General features: G+C 69.5%; 19 protein-coding genes. 7 read left to right on the top strand and 12 right to left on the bottom strand.

The features are described from left to right. Positions 1-16: 16 nt before the first annotated feature. The 5 genes from LZ198_RS03030 to LZ198_RS03010 form a co-directional block, all read right to left on the bottom strand. On the bottom strand, positions 17-892 hold the full coding sequence (locus tag LZ198_RS03030; RefSeq protein ID WP_253970332.1) for an alpha/beta fold hydrolase: 876 nt from the start codon (positions 890-892) through the stop codon (positions 17-19). Positions 893-1,042: 150 nt separating this feature from the next. Then, on the bottom strand, positions 1,043-2,503 hold the full coding sequence (locus tag LZ198_RS03025) for a DUF2079 domain-containing protein (protein WP_253970331.1): 1,461 nt from the start codon (positions 2,501-2,503) through the stop codon (positions 1,043-1,045). A 27-nt stretch (positions 2,504-2,530) separates the two neighbouring features. Further along, positions 2,531-3,184, bottom strand: coding sequence for a hypothetical protein (locus LZ198_RS03020; RefSeq protein ID WP_253970330.1), 654 nt, complete (start codon positions 3,182-3,184; stop codon positions 2,531-2,533). A gap of 297 nt (positions 3,185-3,481) precedes the next feature. Beyond that, positions 3,482-4,390, bottom strand: coding sequence for a hypothetical protein (locus tag LZ198_RS03015; protein ID WP_253970329.1), 909 nt, complete (start codon positions 4,388-4,390; stop codon positions 3,482-3,484). Between the two features lie 303 nt (positions 4,391-4,693). Then, positions 4,694-5,635 (bottom strand): DMT family transporter, encoded by a 942-nt coding sequence (locus tag LZ198_RS03010; protein WP_253970328.1) that lies wholly within the window; start codon positions 5,633-5,635, stop codon positions 4,694-4,696. 103 nt (positions 5,636-5,738) lie between these two features. Here LZ198_RS03010 and LZ198_RS03005 point away from each other — a divergent pair, with 103 nt between their 5' ends. After that, on the top strand, positions 5,739-6,227 hold the full coding sequence (locus LZ198_RS03005) for an Lrp/AsnC family transcriptional regulator (protein ID WP_253970327.1): 489 nt from the start codon (positions 5,739-5,741) through the stop codon (positions 6,225-6,227). Between the two features lie 23 nt (positions 6,228-6,250). On the opposite strand, the gene LZ198_RS03000 is transcribed toward LZ198_RS03005, so the two are convergent. The 3 genes from LZ198_RS03000 to LZ198_RS02990 form a co-directional block, all read right to left on the bottom strand. Further along, the gene (locus LZ198_RS03000; protein ID WP_253970326.1) at positions 6,251-6,940 is read right to left on the bottom strand and encodes a hypothetical protein; all 690 of its coding nucleotides are present in this window, start codon (positions 6,938-6,940) and stop codon (positions 6,251-6,253) included. After that, a complete protein-coding gene (locus LZ198_RS02995; protein ID WP_253970325.1) occupies positions 6,930-7,424 on the bottom strand; it encodes a Wall-associated protein precursor in 495 nt (164 codons plus the stop codon). Before LZ198_RS02995 ends, LZ198_RS03000 begins: the two co-directional genes overlap by 11 nt. A 144-nt stretch (positions 7,425-7,568) precedes the next feature. Then, positions 7,569-9,407, bottom strand: coding sequence for an AMP-dependent synthetase/ligase (locus LZ198_RS02990; protein ID WP_253970324.1), 1,839 nt, complete (start codon positions 9,405-9,407; stop codon positions 7,569-7,571). A 98-nt stretch (positions 9,408-9,505) separates the two neighbouring features. Here LZ198_RS02990 and LZ198_RS02985 point away from each other — a divergent pair, with 98 nt between their 5' ends. After that, a complete protein-coding gene (locus tag LZ198_RS02985; protein ID WP_253970323.1) occupies positions 9,506-10,315 on the top strand; it encodes an AraC family transcriptional regulator in 810 nt (269 codons plus the stop codon). On the opposite strand, the gene LZ198_RS02980 is transcribed toward LZ198_RS02985, so the two are convergent. Continuing rightward, positions 10,225-11,154 carry an AraC family transcriptional regulator gene (locus tag LZ198_RS02980; RefSeq protein WP_253970322.1) on the bottom strand — a complete coding sequence of 310 codons (930 nt, stop codon included), beginning with the start codon at positions 11,152-11,154 and terminating at the stop codon, positions 10,225-10,227. The two genes, LZ198_RS02985 and LZ198_RS02980, sit on opposite strands and share 91 nt — an antisense overlap. Positions 11,155-11,309: 155 nt before the next feature. Between LZ198_RS02980 and LZ198_RS02975 the strand changes: the two genes are divergently transcribed. Both LZ198_RS02975 and LZ198_RS02970 read left to right on the top strand, forming a co-directional pair. Further along, positions 11,310-12,050 (top strand): SDR family oxidoreductase, encoded by a 741-nt coding sequence (locus LZ198_RS02975; RefSeq protein WP_253970321.1) that lies wholly within the window; start codon positions 11,310-11,312, stop codon positions 12,048-12,050. 165 nt (positions 12,051-12,215) lie between these two features. Further along, a complete protein-coding gene (locus LZ198_RS02970; RefSeq protein WP_253970320.1) occupies positions 12,216-13,760 on the top strand; it encodes an alpha/beta hydrolase in 1,545 nt (514 codons plus the stop codon). 27 nt (positions 13,761-13,787) lie between these two features. Here LZ198_RS02970 and LZ198_RS02965 read toward each other — a convergent pair whose 3' ends face one another. The 3 genes from LZ198_RS02965 to LZ198_RS02955 form a co-directional block, all read right to left on the bottom strand. Next, positions 13,788-14,774 carry an alpha/beta hydrolase gene (locus LZ198_RS02965; RefSeq protein WP_253970319.1) on the bottom strand — a complete coding sequence of 329 codons (987 nt, stop codon included), beginning with the start codon at positions 14,772-14,774 and terminating at the stop codon, positions 13,788-13,790. A 137-nt stretch (positions 14,775-14,911) separates the two neighbouring features. Then, entirely contained in the window at positions 14,912-16,042 is a 1,131-nt protein-coding gene (locus LZ198_RS02960; protein WP_253970318.1) for an alpha/beta fold hydrolase, read from the bottom strand. Between the two features lie 170 nt (positions 16,043-16,212). Continuing rightward, positions 16,213-16,965, bottom strand: coding sequence for a hypothetical protein (locus tag LZ198_RS02955; RefSeq protein WP_253970317.1), 753 nt, complete (start codon positions 16,963-16,965; stop codon positions 16,213-16,215). Between the two features lie 532 nt (positions 16,966-17,497). Between LZ198_RS02955 and LZ198_RS02950 the strand changes: the two genes are divergently transcribed. The 3 genes from LZ198_RS02950 (at position 17,498) to LZ198_RS02940 (ending at position 22,718) form a co-directional block, all read left to right on the top strand. Continuing rightward, positions 17,498-18,943: a condensation domain-containing protein gene (locus LZ198_RS02950; RefSeq protein WP_253970316.1), complete on the top strand. Its 1,446-nt coding sequence runs from the start codon at positions 17,498-17,500 to the stop codon at positions 18,941-18,943. A gap of 209 nt (positions 18,944-19,152) precedes the next feature. Continuing rightward, complete coding sequence (locus tag LZ198_RS02945; protein ID WP_253970315.1) at positions 19,153-21,579, top strand: ABC transporter permease; 2,427 nt, start codon at positions 19,153-19,155, stop codon at positions 21,577-21,579. A gap of 86 nt (positions 21,580-21,665) precedes the next feature. Next, positions 21,666-22,718, top strand: coding sequence for a GlxA family transcriptional regulator (locus LZ198_RS02940; RefSeq protein ID WP_267145454.1), 1,053 nt, complete (start codon positions 21,666-21,668; stop codon positions 22,716-22,718). Positions 22,719-22,767: the final 49 nt, after the last annotated feature.

Raw genomic sequence — 22,767 nt, 5'->3', positions numbered from 1 at the left:
AGGGGGCCGCACGTCGCTACGGCGACGCGAACATCCCCTTCGGCGCGCTGCCCTTCAGGAAGGGCTCGATGAAGGCGTGCAGCAGCTCCGATTGCGTGATGACCGCGGTGTGGGACGTGGCGGGCAGGACCGCGAGGCGCGAGGACGGCAGCGGCGCGCCCATGTCGCCCGCGCCACCACCGCCGAGCAGCCGGAGCATCGCGACGGAGTGCTCGAGGGTCGCGACGTCGGCATCACCGGTGATGATGAGCACCGGGGTCTTCAGCGCCTTCACCTGCTCGGCCCACGCCATCGGCTCCTTCTCGAGCGCGATCAGCTTCCGGACCAGCTCCGGGAACCCCTCGGGATTGGCGGCGAGCTTCCGGTACTCCTTCGCGAACGGCATCTCGAGGAACATCTCCACCTTCATCTGCGGGATGAACGCCCTGAACTCGGGCTGCCAGCCCTCGATGTCGTAGGCGACCGAGGCGGCGGCGAGCTTGTTCACCTTCTCCGGATGGCGGATGGCGAGCTGCAATCCGGCGGCCGCGCCCATGGAGTAGCCGAACACGTCTGCCTTCTCGAGCCCCACCGCGTTCATGAAGGCCGCGACGTCATCCGCGAGGTGGGCGTAGGTGATGGGCCGGTCGATGTCCGTGGTGCGCCCGTGTCCCTGGAACTCGAGCGCGTAGACCTGATGGGTCTTGGCGAGCCGGGTGATGATGGCGCCCATCGACGGGATGTTCATATAGGCGCCGTGCAGGACGATGAGCGGGTCGCCCTTGCCGGACACCTCGTAATACATCTGCATCCCGTTCACGGTGACGCGGGCACCCTTGGGTTTCGCCTGGGCGCTGGCCAGGTTGGGGACGGCGAGAAGCAGCATCGCGACAGCGAGGATGGTGCGGAACATGGGGTCTCCCCTCCGGGGGAATGGGTTCGTCTGCTGCGAAGGAAAAGGGGCCTTCACGCGGACGACGAACGACGCGCACGGGGATCGACACCGCCGCCATTTTTCCGTGGGGATGGGTGGAGACGGACTTCTTCGGAGGGGGTGGCCGGGTCAGCGATGCGCGGTGAACCGGCCGCGCGCCATGAAGACGTTCGCGTCGTCGATGAGGACGTGTGTGGCGGCATCCCCGCGCCAGACGTCGATGAGCTCCGACAGCCGCGTGGAGGTCAGCGGCCAGGCGTCGCCATGCGGTGGCTTCTCCACCAGCACCCACGTGTAGATGCGGCCATCGTCCGGCTGGGGGCCACCCACGGCGTAGATTTCGTCCCGTGCCGCGAGCAGGGAGACGAAGTTGCTGCCCAACAGCGCGAGGCCCTCGGGGTTTCTCGTCAGGGTCTCCACTCCGCGCGAAATGCTCGCCAGGCGCTCGGGCGCCCCGGGGCAATGGTCCGGATACGTTCGCGAGGACACCAGCGTCCTCGTGAGCTTGCGGAGGTTCGGCTCATTGCTGACGAGGAGCATCACTCCGCTGGAGACGATGACCCACGCGGGGAGACGGCGGGCACGCAGGACGGGCAGGAAACCCATCAGTGCCGCGGTCATCAGCGGCACCCCATAGTGGAATCGCCACGCCATGCCCAGGAACCGGATGCCGAGCAGCGGGAGCAGGACCAGCAACCACGTCCAGTCTGGCTTCAAGCGCTCACGCCATGCCCAGACGCCCAGGGGAAGGAAAAGGGCCAGCAGGGTGCCGATGCGTGACAGATGGGTGGGGGCCAGGCGAAGGGAGAGATAGTGCGCCAGCCCCTCGTCCAGACCCTGCGTGAGCCGGACGCGATAGTCCTCGGACGGCCCCATCAGCCAGGGGCGTACCCCGTAGACCCCGACGAGCCAGACCAGGGACAGTGTCCCCACGACCAGCGCGAAGCGGCGCTCTCCGCGCAGCGCCAGCGCCAGGGCGACCATGATGCCCGCGAAGGCGAACTCCTCCTTGCAGGCGAACAGCAAGAGCAAGGCACAGAAGAGCAGCCCCCGGCGGCGCAAGTGGAAGGCCACGCCCGCCAGCACCCATGGCAGCGCGGACCAGGTCGTGGGATGGACAGGAAATCGAAGCGCCTCCACCGCGCTCGGGGTCAGGAGGAGGAACGCGGCCAGCAGCACCGTGGCGGTGCGGCTCATCATCCCGCGCGCATGGAGCCAGAGCAGGGGAAGGACCGCCAACAGGAGGAAGAGGGCTTCCGTCGTCAGGGCGGCCCACATCGGGGGCACGAGCGTGACGAACAGGCGCGCCGTCCACAGGATGGGGTCGAAGTGGTCGTTGAAGATGGAGACCCGCCGGGCGCTCAGCCAGGGATTCGGCTCCGCCAGGGACATGCGCGCCAGGGCCTGGGTGTAGATGCCGAGGTCGAAGTGCGGAAAGCAGGCATGCGAAGCCTGGAGCCAGACGGGGGCCACCACGAAGGTCACCCATGTCACGAGCACCAGCGGCAGGGCCAGTGTCCGTAGCCCTCGTCGCGCGTGTCCGAAGAGGCTCCGCCCTACGGCCTGGTTCACGAGGTCGTGGGGACTCACCGGAGCGGGTGCTCCGAGCCCCCGCGACTACGGCTCCGGCGCGAAGTTCCCGTCGACCACGGCGGCCAGCTCGGCAATCGGCCGCAAGCCGCTCTCCACGGGATTCTTCGGGAACGCCTCGAATCCGATGCCTCCGACCTTCGTCTCGACATCGTATTCCCCCAGGACGTCGTCCAGTACGAGGTACGCCGCCAAGGAGAAATACGGACGGTCGTCCTCGGTGAAGCCGTTGAGGTAGACGGAGACCTCGACAGGCTGACGTGGCTGCGTCTCCGCCCTGAACCAGACATCCTCGGGCTTGAGGGTCACCTTGCCAAGGGTGATGGCGAAGTCCGCGCCCTTTCTCCGGCGGAAGGCGACCACACGCCATCCGGGGAGCGCGGGCGCGGCGGCGACGAGCGTCTTCACGGAGGTGAAGCGCCTGCCGGTGCCGTCCACGCTGATGGCAAGCTCGCGGTGCCCATCCGACAAAGGACCGAGTTCGAACGTGAGCCCGGGGTGCGCTTTCAGCAGCTCCTGATGGAGTTCATCCAGGAGGGGATCCTGGCCTGCCTCGGACTGAAGAAGACGTGCCGAATTGCGCTCGAACCAATGCCAGAAACGTGCGTCGGCGTTGGGAGGGCTCCGGCAGCCAGGCAGCGCGAGGCGCAGGAGCGTGAGTCGTGAGAGCCAACGGCGCATGGGCCGCCATGAGTCCGGCCCCGGTGGGGTGCCAAGTGGAGCCGGCCTGGCCTCGCAAGGACAGACGGCCCCCACGTCCACGCAGTCCTGACGAGGGCCATCGTCTCGATGGCGCGTCCCGCCATCCTCGCGGGACGCTGCTCTCACGAGCGACGCTGGTGGCCCGAGCCAGACAGTGGGCTCGGTCGTCCACCGTAGGACTCCCGAGCCACCGTGTGCCCCGGGGGAGGCATCACGGCGGCTCCGGTGCTTTCCAGTGAGGCCTGGCCCAGGGTCACACGGGCCAGGCCGTCATGCTCACGGGTCCTGGAAGTAGTTGAGGTCGGGGCAATACGTGGCGTACCCGTGCCCGGCGATGGCGCCGTCCTCGTAGGTGCCATTCACATCGAAGGCCACGAAGTGCGAGGTCGGGACGGAGCCTTCCTTGGCGCACGTGGGGCAGAGCGAGGCCGCCACGGGCGTGAAGGTGAGGCCCGTGCTGTGGAGGAAGAACGCCGTGGTCAGTACGCCCTCGAAGTCGACCAGCGTCGCGCGGGGCTCACCCGGAAGGGAGCCGCTCTGCGGCGTCGTGTCCACCGGCACCTTCACCGAGTAGACGTTGACGAGCTGGGGAGGGACGTCGGAGTCCGGGCTCGGGCACTGGCCCGGCGCACCGTTGTTGAGTTCGATCCACAGCTCCCACGGCTGACCGGGGACCGCGGGCTCCTCGTAGCCGAAGTACGCGCTGGTCAGGACCCGCTGGGCGCCATTCATCTCCACCGTGACACCGGTCTCCTGGCAGCTCCCCTCGCACGAAGTGAACGGGTCGGTTCCGGTGCCCGCGTCCTGCTCGGAGCCCGCGTCCGTCGTGGTGCCCGCGTCCTGCTCGGAGCCCGCGTCGGTCGTCGTGCCCGCGTCCTGCTCGGAACCCGCGTCAGTCGTGGTGCCCGAGTCCTGCTCGGAACCCGCATCGGTCGTGGTGCCCGAGTCCTGCTCGGAGCCCGCGTCCTGCTCGGAGCCCGCGTCCTGCTCGGAGCCCGCGTCAGTCGTGGTGCCCGAGTCCTGCTCGGAGCCGGCGTCGGGCGTGGTGCCCGCGTCGGGCTTGATACCCGCATCCGGGCCCGTGGTCGGCGCCGATGTATCGTCGTCGGAACCACAGCCAGCGAGAGTGTGAACGGTTGCGAGGGAGACAACCAACAGGGAGAGAATCGAGCGTCGCAGGTTCATCTCGGGGATTGTCACCGGTTCTTTACACGGATGCGAGAGGAACCGACTCGCTGCGTCATCGATGAGCCTTGTTTCATTGGGGCCGACAGTGGTGACGCGCTGAAGGCCCCTCCCGAAGCCCCCCAGCATGTTTCGGTGGCGGCGGGTCCCGGAGCACAAGTCACGAGCAGTGTGTCTCGACTGGGACGGCCCGCGATTCGAGCTGGCTCTCCTGTTTCATCAGGGGCGGTGGAGCTGGCGAGGATGATCGCTTTCCCGGGAGTCCTCCCCGCAGATGTGTCTGATTGACCCGGGAGGCCTGCGTCACGCGCGCGCGTTCCGATGCGCGGCGATGCACGCCAAGACACTCGAGACCACGAGGACGAAGGCGGCGACCTCCAGGGGGGCCGGGAGTCGGCGTTCCCACAGGAAGGCGTAGAGCAGCGCGAACAGCGTCTCGAACAGGATCATCTGCCCGACGAGGGTGAGCGGCAGCAGACGGCTCATCCGGTTCCAGAGCGCGTTGCCGACGAGCGAGGCCAGCACCGCGACGCCAATCGAAACACCGGCGAGCCCCACCCAGGCGGCACGGCCGTGTGACGTCGTGTCGAGCGCGAGCGCCACGGGGAGCAGGACGAGGGCTTGCGCACCCGTGACGAGCCCGGTCAGCAGATTCCAGTCGTGGACCGACACGTGCTCGAGGCGCCGCAACCACCGGCTGTTGCCAACGGCGAAGGCGGTCCAGGAGACGAGCGCGCCGAACGCGCAGAGCAGGCCGGCCATGCGCGGCCCGGACGTCCCCGATGATGGCGCGCCCAGGCTCTGCCAGCCGATGCAGAGGGCGCTCGCCGCGCACAACAGCAGGGACGGCGCGAGCTTGTGCAGCGGCACCGCATCGCGGTCGCGACTCCCAATGATTGTCACGGCGACCGGCAGGAGTCCGATGACGAGCGAGGTCGTCGCGATGCCACCCCACTGCACCGCGCTGGACAGGAAGACGTAATAGAGGGTGTTGCCCGCGAGGGCCAGCCAGGCCAGCGCCCCCCATTCACGACGGGTGAGTCGGGAAACGAGCGTGCGCCAGCGGGGCGCGATGAGGACGGCGGAGAGCGCTCCGTAGGAAAGGTAGCGGCCAATCGCCAGATGCAGCGGGCCGAACGCGCGCGCCAGCTCCGGGGCCAGGAACACCAACCCCCACATCGCGCCGGCCCCGATTCCGCACGCGATACCGAGCCCTGTTGCTCCGTTGTCTGGTTTGCGTTCCACGTGGCCCCATCCTTGACGAGCGAGGACGGTGGCGAGAACTAGCATCGCGAAGGCGAGAAAAACGCCCGCAATGGCCCGTGCGAATGCAATATTTTCTCACGCGATGGACAACCAGGACTCCCAGCCTCCGCGCGAGCTCGACTCCTTCGACCGAGCGATTCTCCGCATCATCCAGCGAGACAATCGGACGCCCCAGCGGGTCATCGCCGAGGCGGTGCACCTGTCCACGGCGGCGGTCCAGCGCCGCATCGCCGCCATGGAGAAGGACGGGGTCATCCTTCGCAACGCCGCCATCGTCGACCCCGATGCGATTCCCCTGACCATCACCGCCATCGTGGAGGTCTACCTGCACGACGAGAAGGCCGCGACCATCGACCGGGTGAAGGCCCAGTTCCGCGACGACCCGGAAGTCCAGCAGTGCTACTACGTCACGGGCGGCACCAGCTTCGCGCTGGTCATCGTCTCGCCCAACATGAAGGCCTATGCGGCGACGGCGCGCCGCCTGTTCGAACAGAACGAAGCCGTCGCCAGGTACCGCACGCTCATCGCGCTGGAGCGGGTCAAGACGGATACGCAGGTCCTCATTCCCTGAGGACGCGGGCTCGCGGCGGGCCGCTACTCGCCGGAGGCCGGGGAGAAGCGACCCAGCGGGTCCCAGACGTAGCGCTCGGTGGGGGTGAGCGTCATGTGGGTCAGGCCGTGTTCGGTGACGAAGCGGGCGAAGCGCTCGGAGACCACGCGGACGCCCGGGAGGCCACGGGGCTCGAAGACGTCGTCGCCGTTCCAGCTCCCTGGCTCCAGGGTGAAGCCGTTGATGCCGTCCGTCCCCACGGCGCGGCAGTAGTCGCAGTCGAACGGGCCTGGTCGGAGGATGTGGCTTCGCGCCTCGTCCACCAGGGCCGAGCCGAAGGTCGTGGTGACGGCGAAGTAGCGGGGCATGGCGACGTCCGCGTCCTTGGACGTGCCGCGCTTGCCCCGGACGCGGACGACCTCCACCGGGTCGAAGCCCTTCAGGCCCACGAGCCCCGCCGCGCGGAATGCATCCGCGAGGCGCTGGGAGACGATGAGGTCCGCGCCCGCGCCGTGGGACTGGAGGAAATCGCCGGGCGTCGCGCCGAGCAGCCGCAGCTCGACCCGGTAGGGGGGGAGCCACGTCCGCATCCCGATGACGCCCCCACACTCCGGGCACCGCTTCGCGTCCGCGCGCTCGCGGTCCTCGACCGTGGAGAACTCCGCGTCGTGGTGAGAGCCGCGCTGGCTTCCGAGGACGAAGAAGGCCGGGGAGGCGTGCGGCTCAGAATCCATCGGGGAATCGCTCCTTCAACTTCGGCTGTGCGTAGACCGCGCGCAGATAGGCCTCGAACTGCTTCGGGGTGGCCTTCGGGTTTCGCTGGATCCACTCGATGACCTCGTCGTCCACCTTGCGATGCCAGTCCTGGTAGCCGCGATGGGCGGGCAAGTCCACAGCTCTCGTGACGAAGCGGGAGTCTCGCGGTTTGTAGTGCCCCTTGAGGGTCGGGTGGTCGTCCAACGCCTTGGCGATCTTCTTGGAGATGACGTGGTGCTCCTGCCCCGTCGTGGCCACCTGCTTCGCCGCCGCCTCCTCGCGGGCCTCTTCCTTGGCCTGCTTCGCGTGGGCCTTCTCCAACTCCGCGGCCAGCTTCGGGTCGGACTTGCGCAAGGCCTTGCATGCGGCGGCCTTCCCCTGTCTGCAATCACAGGCATCACGGGCTTCGCCCGGAGAACAGCGGGCAGCGGAGAGCACGATGACGAGAAGCGTTGCCAGCATGGCGATTTCCTTTCCCCTCGCGGAGGTGGGCGCGTCGTGGATGCACCACTGCCTCCGACTGTCGTTGGGAGCGTGCCATGGCTGTCGATAGGCTGTCACCTCGAGGGGCGGGTTCAGGGATGACCCGCCCTGGGTTTCGCCTCGTCATTCGGAGTGCGCGTACATCGACTCGATCAACGCCGCGTACTTCCGAACGACCTCGTGGCGTTTGACCTTGAGCGACGCCGTGAGTTCGCCGCCCTCCACCGTGAACGGTCCCGGCGACACGCGGAAGGTCTTGATGCTCTCGAAGGACGCCAGGCCCGAGTTCGCCTCCGCGACGACTGTTCGGAGGACGTGGCCGATTCGCGGGTGTGCCGGGTCCGCCGGGATGCCCTCACGTCGAGCCAGCGCGGCGAGGATCTCCGCGTCGAGCGCGAACAAGGCCGTGCAGTAGTTCCGCCCGTCGCCGAGCACGACCGCCTCCTGGACGAGGGGATGTCGCTTGAGCCGGGCTTCTATCTTCAGCGGCGCGATGTACTTCCCGCCGCTCGTCTTGAGCAGCTCCTTCTTCCGCCCGGTAATCCGGACGAACCCCTCGGCATCGATCGAGCCGAGGTCCCCTGTCCGGAACCAGCCGTCGTCATCGAAGGCGTCCGCCGTGGCCTCCGGACGGTTCAAGTATCCTCGGGAGATGTTCGGCCCGCGCGCGAGGAGCTCGCCGTCGGGCCCGACCTTGAGCTCGCACCGCTTGAACGGCCTGCCCACGGTCCCCGGCCGCACGTCCTCCTTGCGGTTGATGGTCAATCCCGGGCACGTCTCCGTCAGCCCATAGGCCTCCAGGATGGTCAGTCCCAGGGAGAGGAAGAACCGCTGGACGTCCACGCGAAGCGCGGCGGCCCCCGAGAGGAGCACCGAAGCGTTGTCCAGTCCCAGCCGGGCGCGGAGCTTCGCCAGGACGAGGCGGTCCGCCAGGCCACGCTGGAGCTCCAGGAGCACTGGCAGGGGCTTGCCCGTGGCGGCATGGGACGCGGCTCGACGGCCCACCCCCACGGCCCAGTCCAGGACCCAGCGCCGCAACCCGTGTTCGCTCTCGATGGCGCTCGTGACCTTCGCCATCATCTTCTCGAAGACGCGCGGAGCCGCCGGGACGAACCCCGGACGCGCGGCGAGGAGATCCGTCGCCAGCGTGGGCACGGACGACATGACCAGCGGCGCGCCGAAGAACGGGCCCGCGAACTCCACCATCCGCCCGAAGGAGTGCGCGGCGGGCAGGAAGAGGAACAACCCGTGCTCGACCACGTCGTCATCCAACAGCCCCGCGTCCGCGACGTCCTCGAGCATCGCCAGCATGTTGTCGTGGGTTTGAATCACCGCCTTCGGTGGGCCCGTGGTCCCCGAGGTATAGGTGAAGGTCGCGACGTGCTCGCGTCGGATCCGCGACGCGCGTCGCCGCATCTCGTCCTCCATCGAGGTCTGCCGGGCGCGCCCCCGGGCCTCGAGGCTCTCCAGGCTCTCCCAGTCGTCCGCGGGCGCGAGGCCCTCCGGGCGGATGACCACCACCTTGGCCCGGGGCGCGACCTCCGCGGGCGCGTAGTGCTTTCCGAAGAACGTGAAGCCCGCTCGGAAGGCGCGCACCTTGTCGAGCTGACTCCCGTCGTCCACGACGATGAGCTGGGTCGCGGTGTCCGCGTGCATGTAGCCCACCTCTTCCGGCAGCAGGCTCGCGTAGACGGGGACCGTCTCCAGGCCGACGCTCAAGGCCGCGAAGTCGACGAGGCACGACTCCATCGTGGTGTTTCCGACGATGCTGATACACGCGCCATCGTCCAGGGGCCCCGCGCTCAACAGCCCCGCCGCGAGGGCGCCGAGGCGTGCGGGCAACTCCGACCAGGGGACGTCGACATAGGCCGCGTCTCGTCGCACGCGGAACGCGGCGCGGTGCGGCGTGTCGCGCGCCCGGTCGAGAATCATCTGGGGGAGGGACGGGTGCTCATCGGCCATGCGGCCTCCTCTGGGTGAACGAAGCGTCTCGGGGATGGGATGGGACAGGGGTGGGCTTCGACACATCACGCTAGGTGCGGCGCCACGTCCCCGCTTGTATGATTCTGCAGATGCGGAGCCACTTGTTGCTGGGCGGAGGAAGAGCGCTGTACGTCGGACGCTTCCACGTGTTGCCCAGGCATCGGTTCGCCGCCAACGCCGTCCTCGTGGGGCTCGATGATGCGTTCGACGTCGTCGACGACGAAGGCCGTGTCGAACAGCACGAAGCCGCGTTCGTGCGCGGGTGGCAGTGGCACTCGCTGGACTTCCATGGTGGACGCGCCGCCGTGTTGTTCCTGGAGCCTGGCGTGGGACTCCGCCATCGCGTCGACGCGGGCGTGGTGCGTGGTGCCATCGAGACCGCCCTGGTCGCGCGCCAGCCAGAGCCCTGGACCGAGCTCTTCCAGAACGCCCTGAACCTGGGCCCCTGTCCGCTGACGGTCGACACGCGCATCGCTCGCGTCGCCGCGTTCCTCTCCACGCCCGACGGTGAACCCGCGGATGCGGTGCGGGTGGCGCGGCGGGTGGGCGCCTCCACGTCGCTCGTCGAGCACCGCTTCAGGGACCAGGTGGGGGTCCCCATGGGGGCATTCCGCGCCTGGCACCGGATGCAAGCGGCCACCGCGCTCGCGCTCGGGGGCCGAAGCCTCACCGAGGTCGCGCACACCGCCGGCTTCTACGACTCAGCCCATTTCTCCCGCCTGTTCCGGGGGATGTTCGGCCTGCCGCCCTCGAAGGTCTTCACCCAGGGACTCATGGGCACCGTCCTCGACGCACGTCAGGGCGTGGCGCCCAGCGACTCCCGGAGCCGGGCGATGTCGCGGGACGGCGGGGCGCCGAACATCCTGCTGTACTCGCGGCTGAACTGAGACGGGCTCTCGTAGCCCACGGAGTGCCCGGCCATCGCCGCGTCCATGGGCTGCGCGAGCATCAGGCGGCGGGCCTCCTGCAACCGCAGTTGCTTCTGGTATTGCAGCGGGCTCATCGACGTGACGGACTTGAAGTGGTGGTGGAGCGCCGACGGGCTCATGTGGACGGTGCGCGCCAGATGGTCGATGCGCATGGGCGCGGCGTAGTGCTCCTTGATCCAATGGATGGCGCGGGTGACGGAGTGCAGGCGGCTGTCGGCCATGGCGATCCGCCGGAGCCTCGCGGTGTTGTCTCCGGCCAACAGGCGGTAGAGGATTTCGCGGATGACGAGCGGTGCCAGCACCGGGATGTCGCGTGGCGTGTCCAACAGGCGCACGAGCCGCGTCGCCGCATCCAGCAGCGGCTCTCCCACCGGGCCCAGCGCCAGCCCGCGCGCCAGCTCGCCGTCGGGGGGGGCTTCCAACGCCGCCTCCATCATCATGTCGCCCAACTGCCCGGGCTCCAGGTCCAGCCGGAAGCAGAGATAGGGCGTGTCCGGGGACGCCTCCACGACCTGCCCGGTGACGGGAAGGTCCACGGACGCGACGAGGCATTGGTCCGGCCCATAGACATACAGTTCCTCCGCGAGCAGCACCTGCTTGCGACCCCGCGCGACGATGCAGAGCGCGGGCGCATGCAGCGCATGAAGCGGGGTGGTGGGCTCCGAGGCGCGGATGAGGACCAGCCGGGGGATGGCCGTGGCGTGGATGCCGTCCGAGGGCGTGTGGCGCTCCAGGAGCGTCGCCAGCGCGTCCAGGTTCGGGCTTGGGGTGGGCGCTGGGGGGCGGGGGGGCTTCATGCGGCGTCGGTTATAGTGCCGGGGCGCGCGGCGCGCCCGCGCAGGAATGGGCAAGAGTCCGCGAGTATCCGGATACCGCCCCCGAGCCCTGGCTTGAGAGGGTGCGCATGTCCCCGGTTCCCCCCGGTACCGGGCAATCCCTCGAGGACATGCACATGGCGACGAACATCCAGGGCAAGGTGGTGGCCATCACCGGCGCGAGCAGCGGCATCGGAGAGGCGACGGCGCGTCTGCTCGCCCAGCAGGGCGCGAAGGTGGTGTTGGGCGCGCGCCGGGAGGAGCGACTGAAGGTGCTGGCCGCGGAGCTGGAGGCCGCGGGCGGCGAGGCGCGGGCGCGCGCGGTGGACGTGACGAAGCGGGACGACGTGGAGGCCTTCGTGGGCTTCGCGCTGGAGGCGTTCGGACGGCTGGACGTCCTCGTCAACAACGCCGGCGTGATGCCGTTGTCGCGGTTGGAGATGCTGAAGGTGGATGAGTGGGACCGGATGATCGACGTGAACATCCGGGGGGTGCTGCACGGCATCGCGGCGGGGCTCCCCGTGATGAAGCGCCAGAAGGCGGGGCAGTTCATCAACGTGTCCTCCATCGGCGGGCACGCGGTGAGCCCGACGGCGGCGGTCTACTGCGCCACGAAGTTCGCCGTGCTGGCCCTCTCCGAGGGACTGCGTCAGGAGGTGGGCGCGGACATCCGCGTGACGGTCATCTCCCCGGGCGTCACGACGTCGGAGCTGGCGGAGAGCATCAGTGACGCGAACGCGCGCGAGGTGATGCGCGAGTTCCGCAAGGTGGCCATCCCTGCGGACGCCGTCGCGCGCTCCATCAGCCATGCCATCAGCCAGCCCGCGGACGTCGATGTCAGCGAAATCATCATCCGGCCCACCGCGAGCCCGTACTGAGTCCCACCCGTCCGGGGCGCGGCGGGGCCTCTCCGGCTCCGCCGCGTCCGCCCCGGATTCCGGCCCGCTCGCCTGACCCCAGGATGTTCGGAATATTCCGGGCGCTGGCGTTTTCTTGCGCCGGCAGCATGAGGCGATGTGCCATCTCCGGGCTGGATCCAACGTATGCGCGTGCTCTCGTCGAAGTCGTCGTGGTGGTGTGCCTTGCTGGGGCTGTTGCTCGCCGCTCCGACGGAGGGATGGGCCCAGCGCAAGCCAGGGGAGGTGGTGCTGGAGCGCGGCACCGTCGAGCTCGAGCCCGGCACCCGGGTCTCCTATGAGCTGGGGACGCTCTACGTGCCCGAGAACCGGCAGAAGCCGGGGAGCCGTCTCATCGGGGTGGGGTTCGCTCGCCTCAAGGCGCCGAAGCCCACGGGCGCGCCGCCGGTGTTCTGGCTGCCGGGAGGTCCCGGCCTGAGCGTCCTCGGCTCGCTCCTCGACGATGACGCGGCCGGCAAGGGGCGACTGCGCTCCTGGCTGACCTTCGGTGCCGTGGGAGACCTGGTCGTCATCGAACAGCGGGGCTTCACCCGGCGGGGCGAGATGCTCGAGTCCTCGAATGAAGCCATGCCCCTGGACCGGCCCGGCTCCGTACGGGCGGATGCCGAGGCCATGCGCTCCCTGGCCCGGAAGGCCATCGCGGAGAACGCGGGGAAGGACCTGGCGGGCTACGACATCACCGAGTTCGCCGCCGACGTGGACGCCCTGCGACGCGCGCTCGGGTACCCGAAGATCAGCCTGTTCGGTGGCAGCTTCGGGTCTCAGTGGAGCCTGGCGGTGATGAGGCTGCACCCGGACATCGTGGCGCGCGCGGTGCTGTCGGGGGTGGAGCCCCTGAACAATGGCTACGACCTGCCGTCGCACGTCTTCGCGGCGCTCCAGCGCATCGCCTACGACGCCGACCGCGACCCCGGCCTCGCGCCCTACCTTCCCACGGGCGGAATGATGGAGGCCGTGCGCGCCCTCCACCGCCGCTTCGCCGTGGGGCCCGTGCGAGTCCAGGTCCGTGACGACGCGGGACGGAGCCAGACCGTGGTCCTGGGCGCCGAGGACCTCCAGCTCGCGCTGGCCTCACACACCCAGGAGGGCGAGCAATGGCCGGCCTTCATCCTCTCGCTCTATTACGGGCACTACGAGGCCTGGGCGCGCGAGGTCATCGAGGGACGGTCGGCCAGCAAGTCCAAGCTGATTGGCCCGCTGGTCGACAGCAGCCTCGGCGTCACCGCGGAGCGCGAGCACCTGCTGCGCACCGACCCCGCGGTCGACCTGCTGGGGACCTGGAACTTCGAGGCGAACATCGCGTCAGCGCCGGACTGGCCCACCCGGGACATGGGCGATGCGCTGCGCAAGCCTGTCCCGAGCGCGATTCCGGTCGTGTTCGTGCATGGGGATTGGGATACCTCGACCCCTGTCGACAACACCCTCGGCCTGCTGCCGTACTTCCCCAAGGGGCACGCCATCCTCATCCACCGGGGCGGCCATGACGGTACGTTCTATCTGCTCCGGAACGAGCCGGCCGCGAAGACGGCCGTCTACGAATTCCTCAGGACGGGCAAGACGGCGGGCCTCCCGCACGAAGTGACCCTGCCGCTGCCGGGCTTCCCCCTGCCTTCCTTCGCGCCACCCGCGGCGGGCGCGGCGAAGGCAGGCACGGGGACGCCCACACCCTGACTCGCGGCGGGTGACGGGGCGCCGTCGTCACGGAGCGCGTGAGCTCATGGCGCCGCGAGCGAACATCCGCGCGAGCCACGAGTCCCGCGTGGCGATGCAGGCCCGCGCCAGCTCCGACTGCGGGGCGATGTCATAGAAGCCGTGGAAGGCGCCGCCCCAGACGTGCAGCTCGCACTCGCCCCCCGCCGCCAGGATTCCGCGCGCGTAGGCGACGGCCTCGTCCCGAAACGTCTCCGCGCCCCCGACGTCGATGAAGGTGGGCGGCAGGCGGCCCAGGTCCGAGGCCCGCGCGGGGGCCGAGTAGGGCGAGACCTCGGGTCCGCCCTGGCGGTCACCCAGCACGGCCCGCCAGGCGGTCAGGTTGCTGGTCCGGTCCCAGACCCCGACGCCCTCGTAGCGATGCGCGGAGTCCGTCTCGTTCCGGTCGTCCAACATCGGGCACTGCAGGAGCTGGCCCAGCAGCCGAGGCCCCTGCCGATCCCTCGCCAGGAGCGTGGTTCCCGCGGCGAGCCCTCCACCGCCGCTCCCTCCGAAGATGACGAGCTGGTCCGGGTCGAACCGCAGCATGTCCGCGTGCGCCGCCATCCACTTGAGCCCGGCGTAGCAGTCCTCCACCAGGGTCGGGGCGGGGTGCTCGGGCGCCCGTCGATACTCGACCGTCACGCAGACCGCGTCATGGCGGAGCGCCCAGTCCACCAGCGGCCTGGCCCCGGCGAAGCGGGTCCCCATCACCATGCCGCCACCATGGATGTGATAGACGGCCGGCCCGGGTGTCGAGTGGTCCTTCCTCGCGATGACGGAGACGACGATGTCGGCCCCCTGATACCCGGGGATGCTGTAGTCGACACAGGTGACCTGCGCGTCCCCGATGAGGGTTTCCCGTGTCACATGGCTCAGCCGGCGGAAGTGCTCGAGCTGCTCCAGCGTCATCTGCAAGGGGACATATCCCGCCAGGGGAGCGAGGAGGGGCGCCAGCTGCGGGTCGAAGTGCTGAGACGAGGTCGGGCGGGTCATGTTCATTCCATCGTGGAGGGGGACACCCGCTGCGATGGTCGGGTGAATCCTGGGTTGTCTCCACGGTTGTAGAACACCTCCCCGAGCGCGAACAGCGCGAGCTGCCACGCCCGTGAATTCGCTCGCCGGGGTCTGCTCTATCTGGAATTGGACGGGGCGACATCGCCGACACGCTCGGCGAGGGGACGGGCATGACGGACGAGGGAGAGCAGCACCTTGCCTGGCTCCTCGGCCATCAGCTCGTGCGCGGATTGCTCGAACCAGACGAGCTGTTTCGACGGCGCCTTGACACCCGTGAACCATTCGGCGGCAACCGTCGCCGAGACATTGTAGTCGTGGCGTCCGAGGAACAGGATGAGCGGCGTCTTCAGCCGCTTCACGTGTGACAGGTCCGTCGTCAGGATGGTGGGAAGGAGCTTCTCGACGGAGATCTCCTCCGCCTTCCATCGCTGGCGGACGTCTTCCTCGGTGTATTCGGGTGACAGGAGCACCGCCGCGCCTTCGAAGCTCGCGTCGGGGCGCCGGTAGGCGGCACCCCCGAAGAAGTTGAGCCAGCGCCGCTGGACCAGGATGTCCTCGAGCGACAAGGGCTTCTCGCCCACGGCGTAGGGCGCAATCGAGTCGAGGTCACGGATGGCTGCTTCGTTCTTCGTCTCGCGCGCCCGTGCCATGGCCCAGGCCCAGCCGCGCCGCTCGCTCTCCCGCGCGTCGATGCCCTGGCCGACGCCGATATAGCCATGGAGCCACTCGGGGTGCTTCTCCGCGAGGGTGAGCCCGAGGAGGCTCCCCCAGCTATGGCCGAGGACGAAGACCTTCTCCTTGCCGAAGCGCTTGCGCGCCCACTGGACGAGCTCCTCGGCATCGGCGTGTATCCGCTCGACGGTGAGCGTCGGGGTGACCGTGGCCGGATCGTTCGCGACATACGTCTTGCCCGCGCCGCGCTGGTCCCACTGGATGACCGTGAAGAACTCATCCCAGCCGTGCGCGAAATACCAGCTCGTCGGCATCGCCACCCAGCCGGGGCCGCCATGGAGCACGAGCAGCACGGGGTTGCGCAGGTCGCGGCTGCGGACCGAAACCCATTGGTCGATGCCTCCGATGCGGAGCTTCTCGGTGCGTTCCGCCCCCTCGGGTGCGACGATTCTGCGGAGCTCCGCGATGACCTGGGTGGCCTCGGTCCGGTGACGGGGGCCCGGTGTCTCCTGGGCCCGTGCCTGGAGGCTCCCCAGGAGCAGCACCGCCAGCGAAAGCCACGACTCCGTCCTCATCTTGCCCCCTCGCGCCCGCATGGGATGTCCCCTGGCTCGTCCCGTGACTCACATGTCCCAGGACAGGGGGCCATACGCTGGGCGCGACGAGGCATTGCCCGGGCTCCACACCGCCGCCCCTGCCTCGGCCCACCAGGACTACGGGCTTCCCACGACGCGACCGGAGGCGGTCAGGTCTTTCCGTAGCGGCGGAGGGCCTCCTCGAATTCGATCCGGCGTGCGCGCAGCAGCCCTCCCGCCAGGGGTTCGGCTCCGTCGACGTCCACATGGTCGATCTTCCAGGCGAAGCCGAGCGCCGGGTCGATGCGGTCGACGATGAGGTCGAAGGTGTAGGCGGGGCCCTTGGTGGCCACCAGCCAGTGCACGTTGTCGTGCTGGTCCGAGATGCTGGAGAGGTCCCCGGGGCCGGAGATGCGATCGATGCTCGGGCGCAGCACCAGGTGCTCCGGCTGGCTCTCGACCCGCTCGAAGTGGCGCAGGTGGAACGCTCCGGCGAGCACCACGTGCATGGACACCATGTTCTGGTGCCCGTGGGGGACGACGGCCCGGCCCTGGGCCAGTCCGAAGAGCTTCGAGCCGAACACGCGCGGCAGCCCCTCGATTCTGGGCAGCGGCGCGGACATCGCGCCCGCGCGGTCATCCGGCAACTCGAGGCTCGGCTTCAGCCGGTCGGCGTCGATGGCCCGGAGGAGGTCTGGGAGGGGGACGTGGGAGAAGAGCGCCTCGACTTGCCGCTGCCATTCCCGTGGCGCCAGCTTCCGTCCTCGGACGTCCGCACAGAGTTCATGGGTGCGGGAAAGCCAGGCCTGTGCCTCCGCCTTCACGGGCCCGGCGAGGGCGTCTCGCGACAGGAGCGTTCGGACCAGGGCATGGCCCGCCAGCGCCTGGAGCAGGACCTCTCGTCGGCTCGTACCTCGAAGCATGCGGTTCTCCTCGAACGGGGTGCTGCGCCCCATGAGTCGAGGGGGCGCGTGGGCCGCCGGAGAAAGCAAGCGGCATGCCGCCTCTCCAGGGGGGCTCGCGCGGGCGGGCGGCCACAGGTGCGGCCGGGGACCCACATCCGCTGGGGCGCACCGCCAATCCCAAGGGGGGGCGGAGGTCCATGTCGATGGCTGCCATTGCCGGCGAGCGTCGGTGGTGAGCCAGCCCGGAATGGAGGCTTCACCACAGTGTCCCTGGTCTGGGGTTCCATGCCACGGCTCCACGGACGCAATGGCAATCATTGGCGTGGTGCCAGCGTCTCGGTCAGCTCCGTTCAATGGACAGAAGCCCCAGTGGGGCTTGTCCAAGGTTGGGGTCAGATACACCCTGTGCCGCGCGGTTCGCGAGCTTGTACCCATGCCGCCGGTATGCGGGCAGGGCTGGCAGCGGACGAGTCGACGGGGAGGCTCCAATCCCTTCGTCGAGTTCGTCGAGAACATATCCATACGGAAAAATACATAGAGGATTGTCTTCATGCACCAGATTCCCCTCGCAGAGGCGGGCTTCAACGCCGGTCACATCCACGAATGGCGTCTCAGCCCGCCGCCGAACACCTTCGACAGCCTCACGGCGGATGACAGGCCCGCGTCCTACAACCAGGAGAAGCACTTCTCCGCCGCGGTGTCCGCACGGAAGGAGCACGTCGCGGAGAACTACTGGATCGGGCTGTCGTTCAAGATTCCCGGCCGACTCAACCTGCCCGCCCTGGAGAACGCGCTGCTCATGTTCGTGAAGCGGCACGAGGTGCTGCGATGCGGGTTCGAGCAGCTCATCGCGGGAGATCTGCGCTGCGACGTCATGACCCCGGAGGAGGTCCGGTTGGTGCACACCGACCTGGGGCCGTTCTCCTCAGCCGCGGAGGTCACCACCCATATCCGGACCACGTTCAACCGGGACATCGACACGCTGTCGTGGCCCCTGTTCTTGATGGGCGTGGTGATCGAACCGACGCAGTCCACCGTCTACATGGGGTTCGACCACATCCTGTGTGACGGGCTCTCCCTGGTGATCGCGGTCGAGGAGGTGCAGCGGGACTACGCGGCCCTGGCGGCGGGCGAACCGCTGGACCTGGCGGAGCGGGGGAGCTACCTCGACTTCGGCGACGCGCAGCGCCACCGCTATGCGACGCTCGCCGCGAACAGCCCGGACCTGGAGTACTGGCGGTCCTTCATCTCCGACGCGGGCGACTTGTTTCCGCGCATCCCGCTCGACCTGGGCCTCGAGTACGGCCACATGTATCCGGCGCGCAACCACACCGTCCGCCTGCTCGACGATGCGAGCGCCCTGGAATTCGAGCGCATCTGCCGGCAGCACGGCACGAAGCTGTTCATGGGCCTGCTGGCGGTGGTCGGCATGTCGCTCCGCGACATCTCCGGGTGCCAGAAGTACCACGGCTTCCTCCCGGTCAGCGAACGTCAGGACCCCCGTTGGCAGAAGTCGTTCGGCTGGTTCGTCAACACCCTGGCCATCACGTTCCCGATCGCCGACGGCATGTCGTTCCCGCAGGTGGTCGAGGGCGTGCAGTCTGGCTTCAAGGAGCTCATCCGCAACGTCGACGTGCCCTTCGTGAAGGTCTGGGAGCTCCTCGCGCCGCAGTACTTCCACCTGCGGACCTGGCCGTACCCGGTCAACTTCTTCTCCTTCCTCGACTACCGGAAGCTGCCCGGCGCCGACCAGTTCGGTGTCTGGCAGTCGAAGACCATTCCGAACACCTCGCACTCCAACACCGCGAACATGTGGTTCCTCCGCAACGCGGACGGGCTCTACCTCAACTCGATCTTCTGCGACGTGCCCAAGAGCGTCGACGCCATGGACCGGTACCGCGCCGCCATCGCGTCCACGCTCGAGGGCCTCATCAGCGCCTCCACCCGGGAGAACGCCGTGGCCCGGGAGCGAGCGCAGTCGACGGTGGCCGTGTAGCGACGTCGACGCCTGCGGTCCGGGGACGCCACGGCGACCCGGCAGGCGATGGCTGGGGGTGGACCCCGGGTGGCCGGAAACGTCGGGACAACGTCCTTGTCCCGCCCCGGGCGTCCACCTATCCCTGGAGCCTCGGCGCCTCCGGCTCATGGGCTTCCACGAGGGGAGGCCGCCGCCGCGCCGGGGGGCCCCGGCCGAGGAGGCAGGCGATGTTCGAGACCCTCTGGCAGGACCTCCGCTATGGCGCGCGCATCCTCGCCCGCAGCCCGGGCTTCACCGCGGCCATCCTGGTGACGCTGGCGCTCGGCATTGGCGCGAACACCGCCATCTTCAGCGTCATCCATGGCGTGTTGCTGCGGCCGCTGCCCTATGCGGACGGAGAGCGCCTGGTGCACCTGGAGCAGCCCGTGGCGCGGGCGGACATCGAGAACGCGGGCTTCTCCCCGGTCGAGCTGGAGGACTACGGTCAGCGCCTCACGCGCATCCGGGGGCTGGTGGAGTACCACTCCATGCCCTTCAACATCGTGGGGCACGGGGAGCCGCAGCGGGTCCAGACGGCCGTGGTGTCCTCCGGCTTCTTCGACACGCTGGGCGTCCGTCCGCTGCTCGGTCGGACCTTCCTCCCCGAGGAGGAGCAGCCCGGCGCCGCGCCGGTGCTGATCCTCAGCCATGCGTACTGGCAGCGCGTGCTCGGTGGGGACCCCGCCATCGTGGGGAAGACCTTCACCATGAACGGGCGCACGCACACCGTCATCGGGGTGCTTCCCCCCGTCCCCCAGTACCCGGGCGAGAACGACGTGTACATGCCCGTCTCCGCCTGCCCGTTCCGCTCGGGGGCGCAGTGGACGCACACCCGCACCAGCCGTGGGCTCACCGTCCTCGGTCGACTCGCGCCCGGCGTGTCGCTCGCGGAGGCCCGCGCCGAGCTGGCGATGGTGGCGGCGGGCCTCCATCAGGCATACCCGGATGCCTACCCCGCGACCGAGGGGTTCTCCGCCTCCGCGTCGAGCATGCGGGACCGGTTGGTGGCGCGCGCGCGTCCCACCTTGTTGCTCCTGTTCGCCACGGCCGTCTTCCTGCTGCTCGTCGTCTGCGCCAACGTCGCCAACCTCACCCTGGCGCGCCTGTCCCGCCGTGAGCACGAGCTCGCGGTCCGGGCCGCCGTGGGCGCTGGCCGGGGGCGGCTCGTCCGGCAACTGTTGACGGAGCACCTGCTGCTGTCGCTCCTGGGGGGCCTGCTGGGGCTCGCCGTGGCGGTCTCCGGGATGGAGCTGCTCGTCGCGTTCGTGGCGCGCTACACGTCGCGCGCGGTGGAGGTGGAGGTGGGGGCCCCCATGCTCCTCATCAACCTCGCCCTGTCGCTCGGCACGGGCCTGGTGCTCTCGCTGTTGCCCGCGCTCCCCTCGCGCACGGTGTTCGGCACGGGGCGTCCGCAGGGAGGGGGCGCCTCCCGGGTGAGCCCGCGCCTGCGCGGCTTCTTCATCGTCTCGCAGGTGGCCCTCTCGTGTGTGCTGCTGGTGGGGGCGGGGTTGATGCTGCGCAGCATGGCGAGGCTCCATCGCGTGGACCCGGGGTTCGACCCGGAGAACGTGCTCACCGCGCGGGTGGACCTCGGGTGGGACCGCTACCGCGAGGAGGAGAAGGTCCGCGCCTTCGCCGAGCAACTGGTGCCGCGCCTGGAGGGCTTGCCGGGGGTGACGGCGGTCGGGCTCGCCAACGACCTGCCGCTGGGAGGGAACAGCCCCTGGACGACCTCGCTCCAGGTCGAGGGGCAGGAGCTGCTTGTGGGCCAGGTGCGTCCGCAGGCGGACCTGCGCAGCGCGACCCCGGGCTACTTCCGCGCGCTGGGCGTGCCCCTGATGAAGGGCCGCCTCTTCGAGGCGGGAGATCGTCCGGGGGCCGCTCCGGTCGTGGTGGTGAACCAGGCCTTCGCGCGGGCGTACTTCGCCGGTGAGGACCCGGTGGGCCGGCGCCTCTCGTTCGATGCCGGGCAGAGCTGGGTGACGGTGGTGGGCGTGGTGGGGGACGTGCGTGAGCGCGGACTCGGGGAGGAGCCACCGCGCGAGGTGTATCTCCCCTTCACGTTGCAGCCCCTGCGCGACGTGCGGCTGCTCCTCCGCGCGGACGGGGATCCGATGGCGCTCGCGTCACGCGTGCGAGCCCTGGTGTACGAGCTGGACTCCGTGCAGCCCGTCACGGACGTGCGCCCCCTCTCGAGCCTGCGGAGCGAGTCGCTGGCCGCGCCACGGCTGGTGACGCTCCTGCTCGGCTTCGTCGCGGCGCTCGCGCTGGTGCTGACCTGCACGGGACTGTCGGGCGTGGTGGCCTTCTCCGTGAGCCAGCGGGTGCGCGAGCTCGGTATCCGGCTGGCGCTCGGCGCCGAGCCCTCCCGCGTGCTCGGCCTGGTCCTGCGCCAGGGAATGGCGCTGGTGCTCTCCGGACTCGTGATGGGGACGGCCGGCGCGCTGGGGCTGTCCTCCCTGTTGGAGGGGATGCTGTTCGGCGTGGCGCCCGCGGACCCGGTGACGCTCGTGGGGGTGGTGGTGCTGCTCGGGGGCACTGGCGCGGTGGCGTGCCTGATACCCGCGGTGCGCGCCTCGCGGGTGGACCCGGCCATCGCGCTGCGGAGCACGTGAGCGCCAGCCTGGCGGCCCCCTGGCGCCCCGCGGTGGAGCCCCGCGAGCCGGCTTCCAGGACTACGATGCGGCGTCGAGAGGTACACATGACCGCGTCGACGCAACGGGTGGGGGTACTCGGCTACGAGGGCGTGGAGGCCCTGGACCTCGTGGGGCCGCTGGAGGCCTTCGCGAAGGTCCAGACGGGCGGGCAGCGCCGTTACGAGGCGGTGATGGTGGGGCTGCATCCAGGGGAGTTCCGGTCGGAGTCGGGGCTCGTCTTCAGGCCTCACCTCTCGCTGGATGACGCCCGGGGGCTGGACACGCTCGTCATCTGCGGAGGTGCGGGCCTGCGGGTGCCGGACACGAATGCGCAGGTGGTGCGCTGGCTCCGTGCCCGCGCACACACGGTCCGGCGCGTCGTCTCCGTCTGTACGGGTATCTACGCACTCGCGGCGTCGGGGCTCCTCGACGGCCGGCGCGCGACCACCCACTGGCAGTTCGCGCAGGACGTCGCGGCGCGCTTTCCGAAGGTCCGCCTCGAGCCGGATGCCTTGTTCATCAAGGACGGCGCCTTCTACACGTCCGCGGGCATCACCGCGGGCATCGACCTGTCGCTCGCGCTCATCGAAGAGGACCACGGGCCGCGCGCGGCCCTCACCGTGGCGCGCGAGCTGGTGATGTACCTCAAGCGCCCGGGAGGACAGGCCCAGTACTCCGAACCGCTGCGCTTCCAGGAGGAGAGTGGGAGCCGGTTCGGGGACCTGACCAGTTGGATGCTGGTCAATCTCGCGGGAGACCTCTCCGTCGAGGCGCTGGCGCAGCGGACGTGCCTCAGCCCGCGACACTTCGCCCGCCAGTTCCGGAGCGCCTTCGGACAGACGCCGGCCGCCTACGTGGAGCAGCTCCGGATGGAGGAGGCGCGTCGAAGGCTGGTGGAGGGCGATGGCGGCATCGAACAGGTGGCGCTCGCCGTGGGGTTCCAGAGCGCGGACGTCTTCCGCAGGGCCTTCGAGCGCCGCTTCGGCGTGGCGCCGAGCCTCTACCGACGAGGCTTCGGCGCGGAGCCCGTGCGGGGCGCCCTGCCCGTGCCCACCCTGGTGACGAAGTCCAGGACGAGAAGGGCACCGCATCAGTCGCAGCGACGCGCGGCCCGTTGACGGACCCTCCCTGGCGAGTACATCTCCTCGCGGTGGCTCGAGAAACGTC

Origin of the sequence: Myxococcus dinghuensis (genome assembly GCF_024198235.1) — a bacterium.
Lineage (GTDB): Bacteria > Myxococcota > Myxococcia > Myxococcales > Myxococcaceae > Myxococcus > Myxococcus dinghuensis.
Note: the sequence above shows the minus strand (reverse complement) of the source record. Positions and strands in the feature narration are given on the sequence as shown.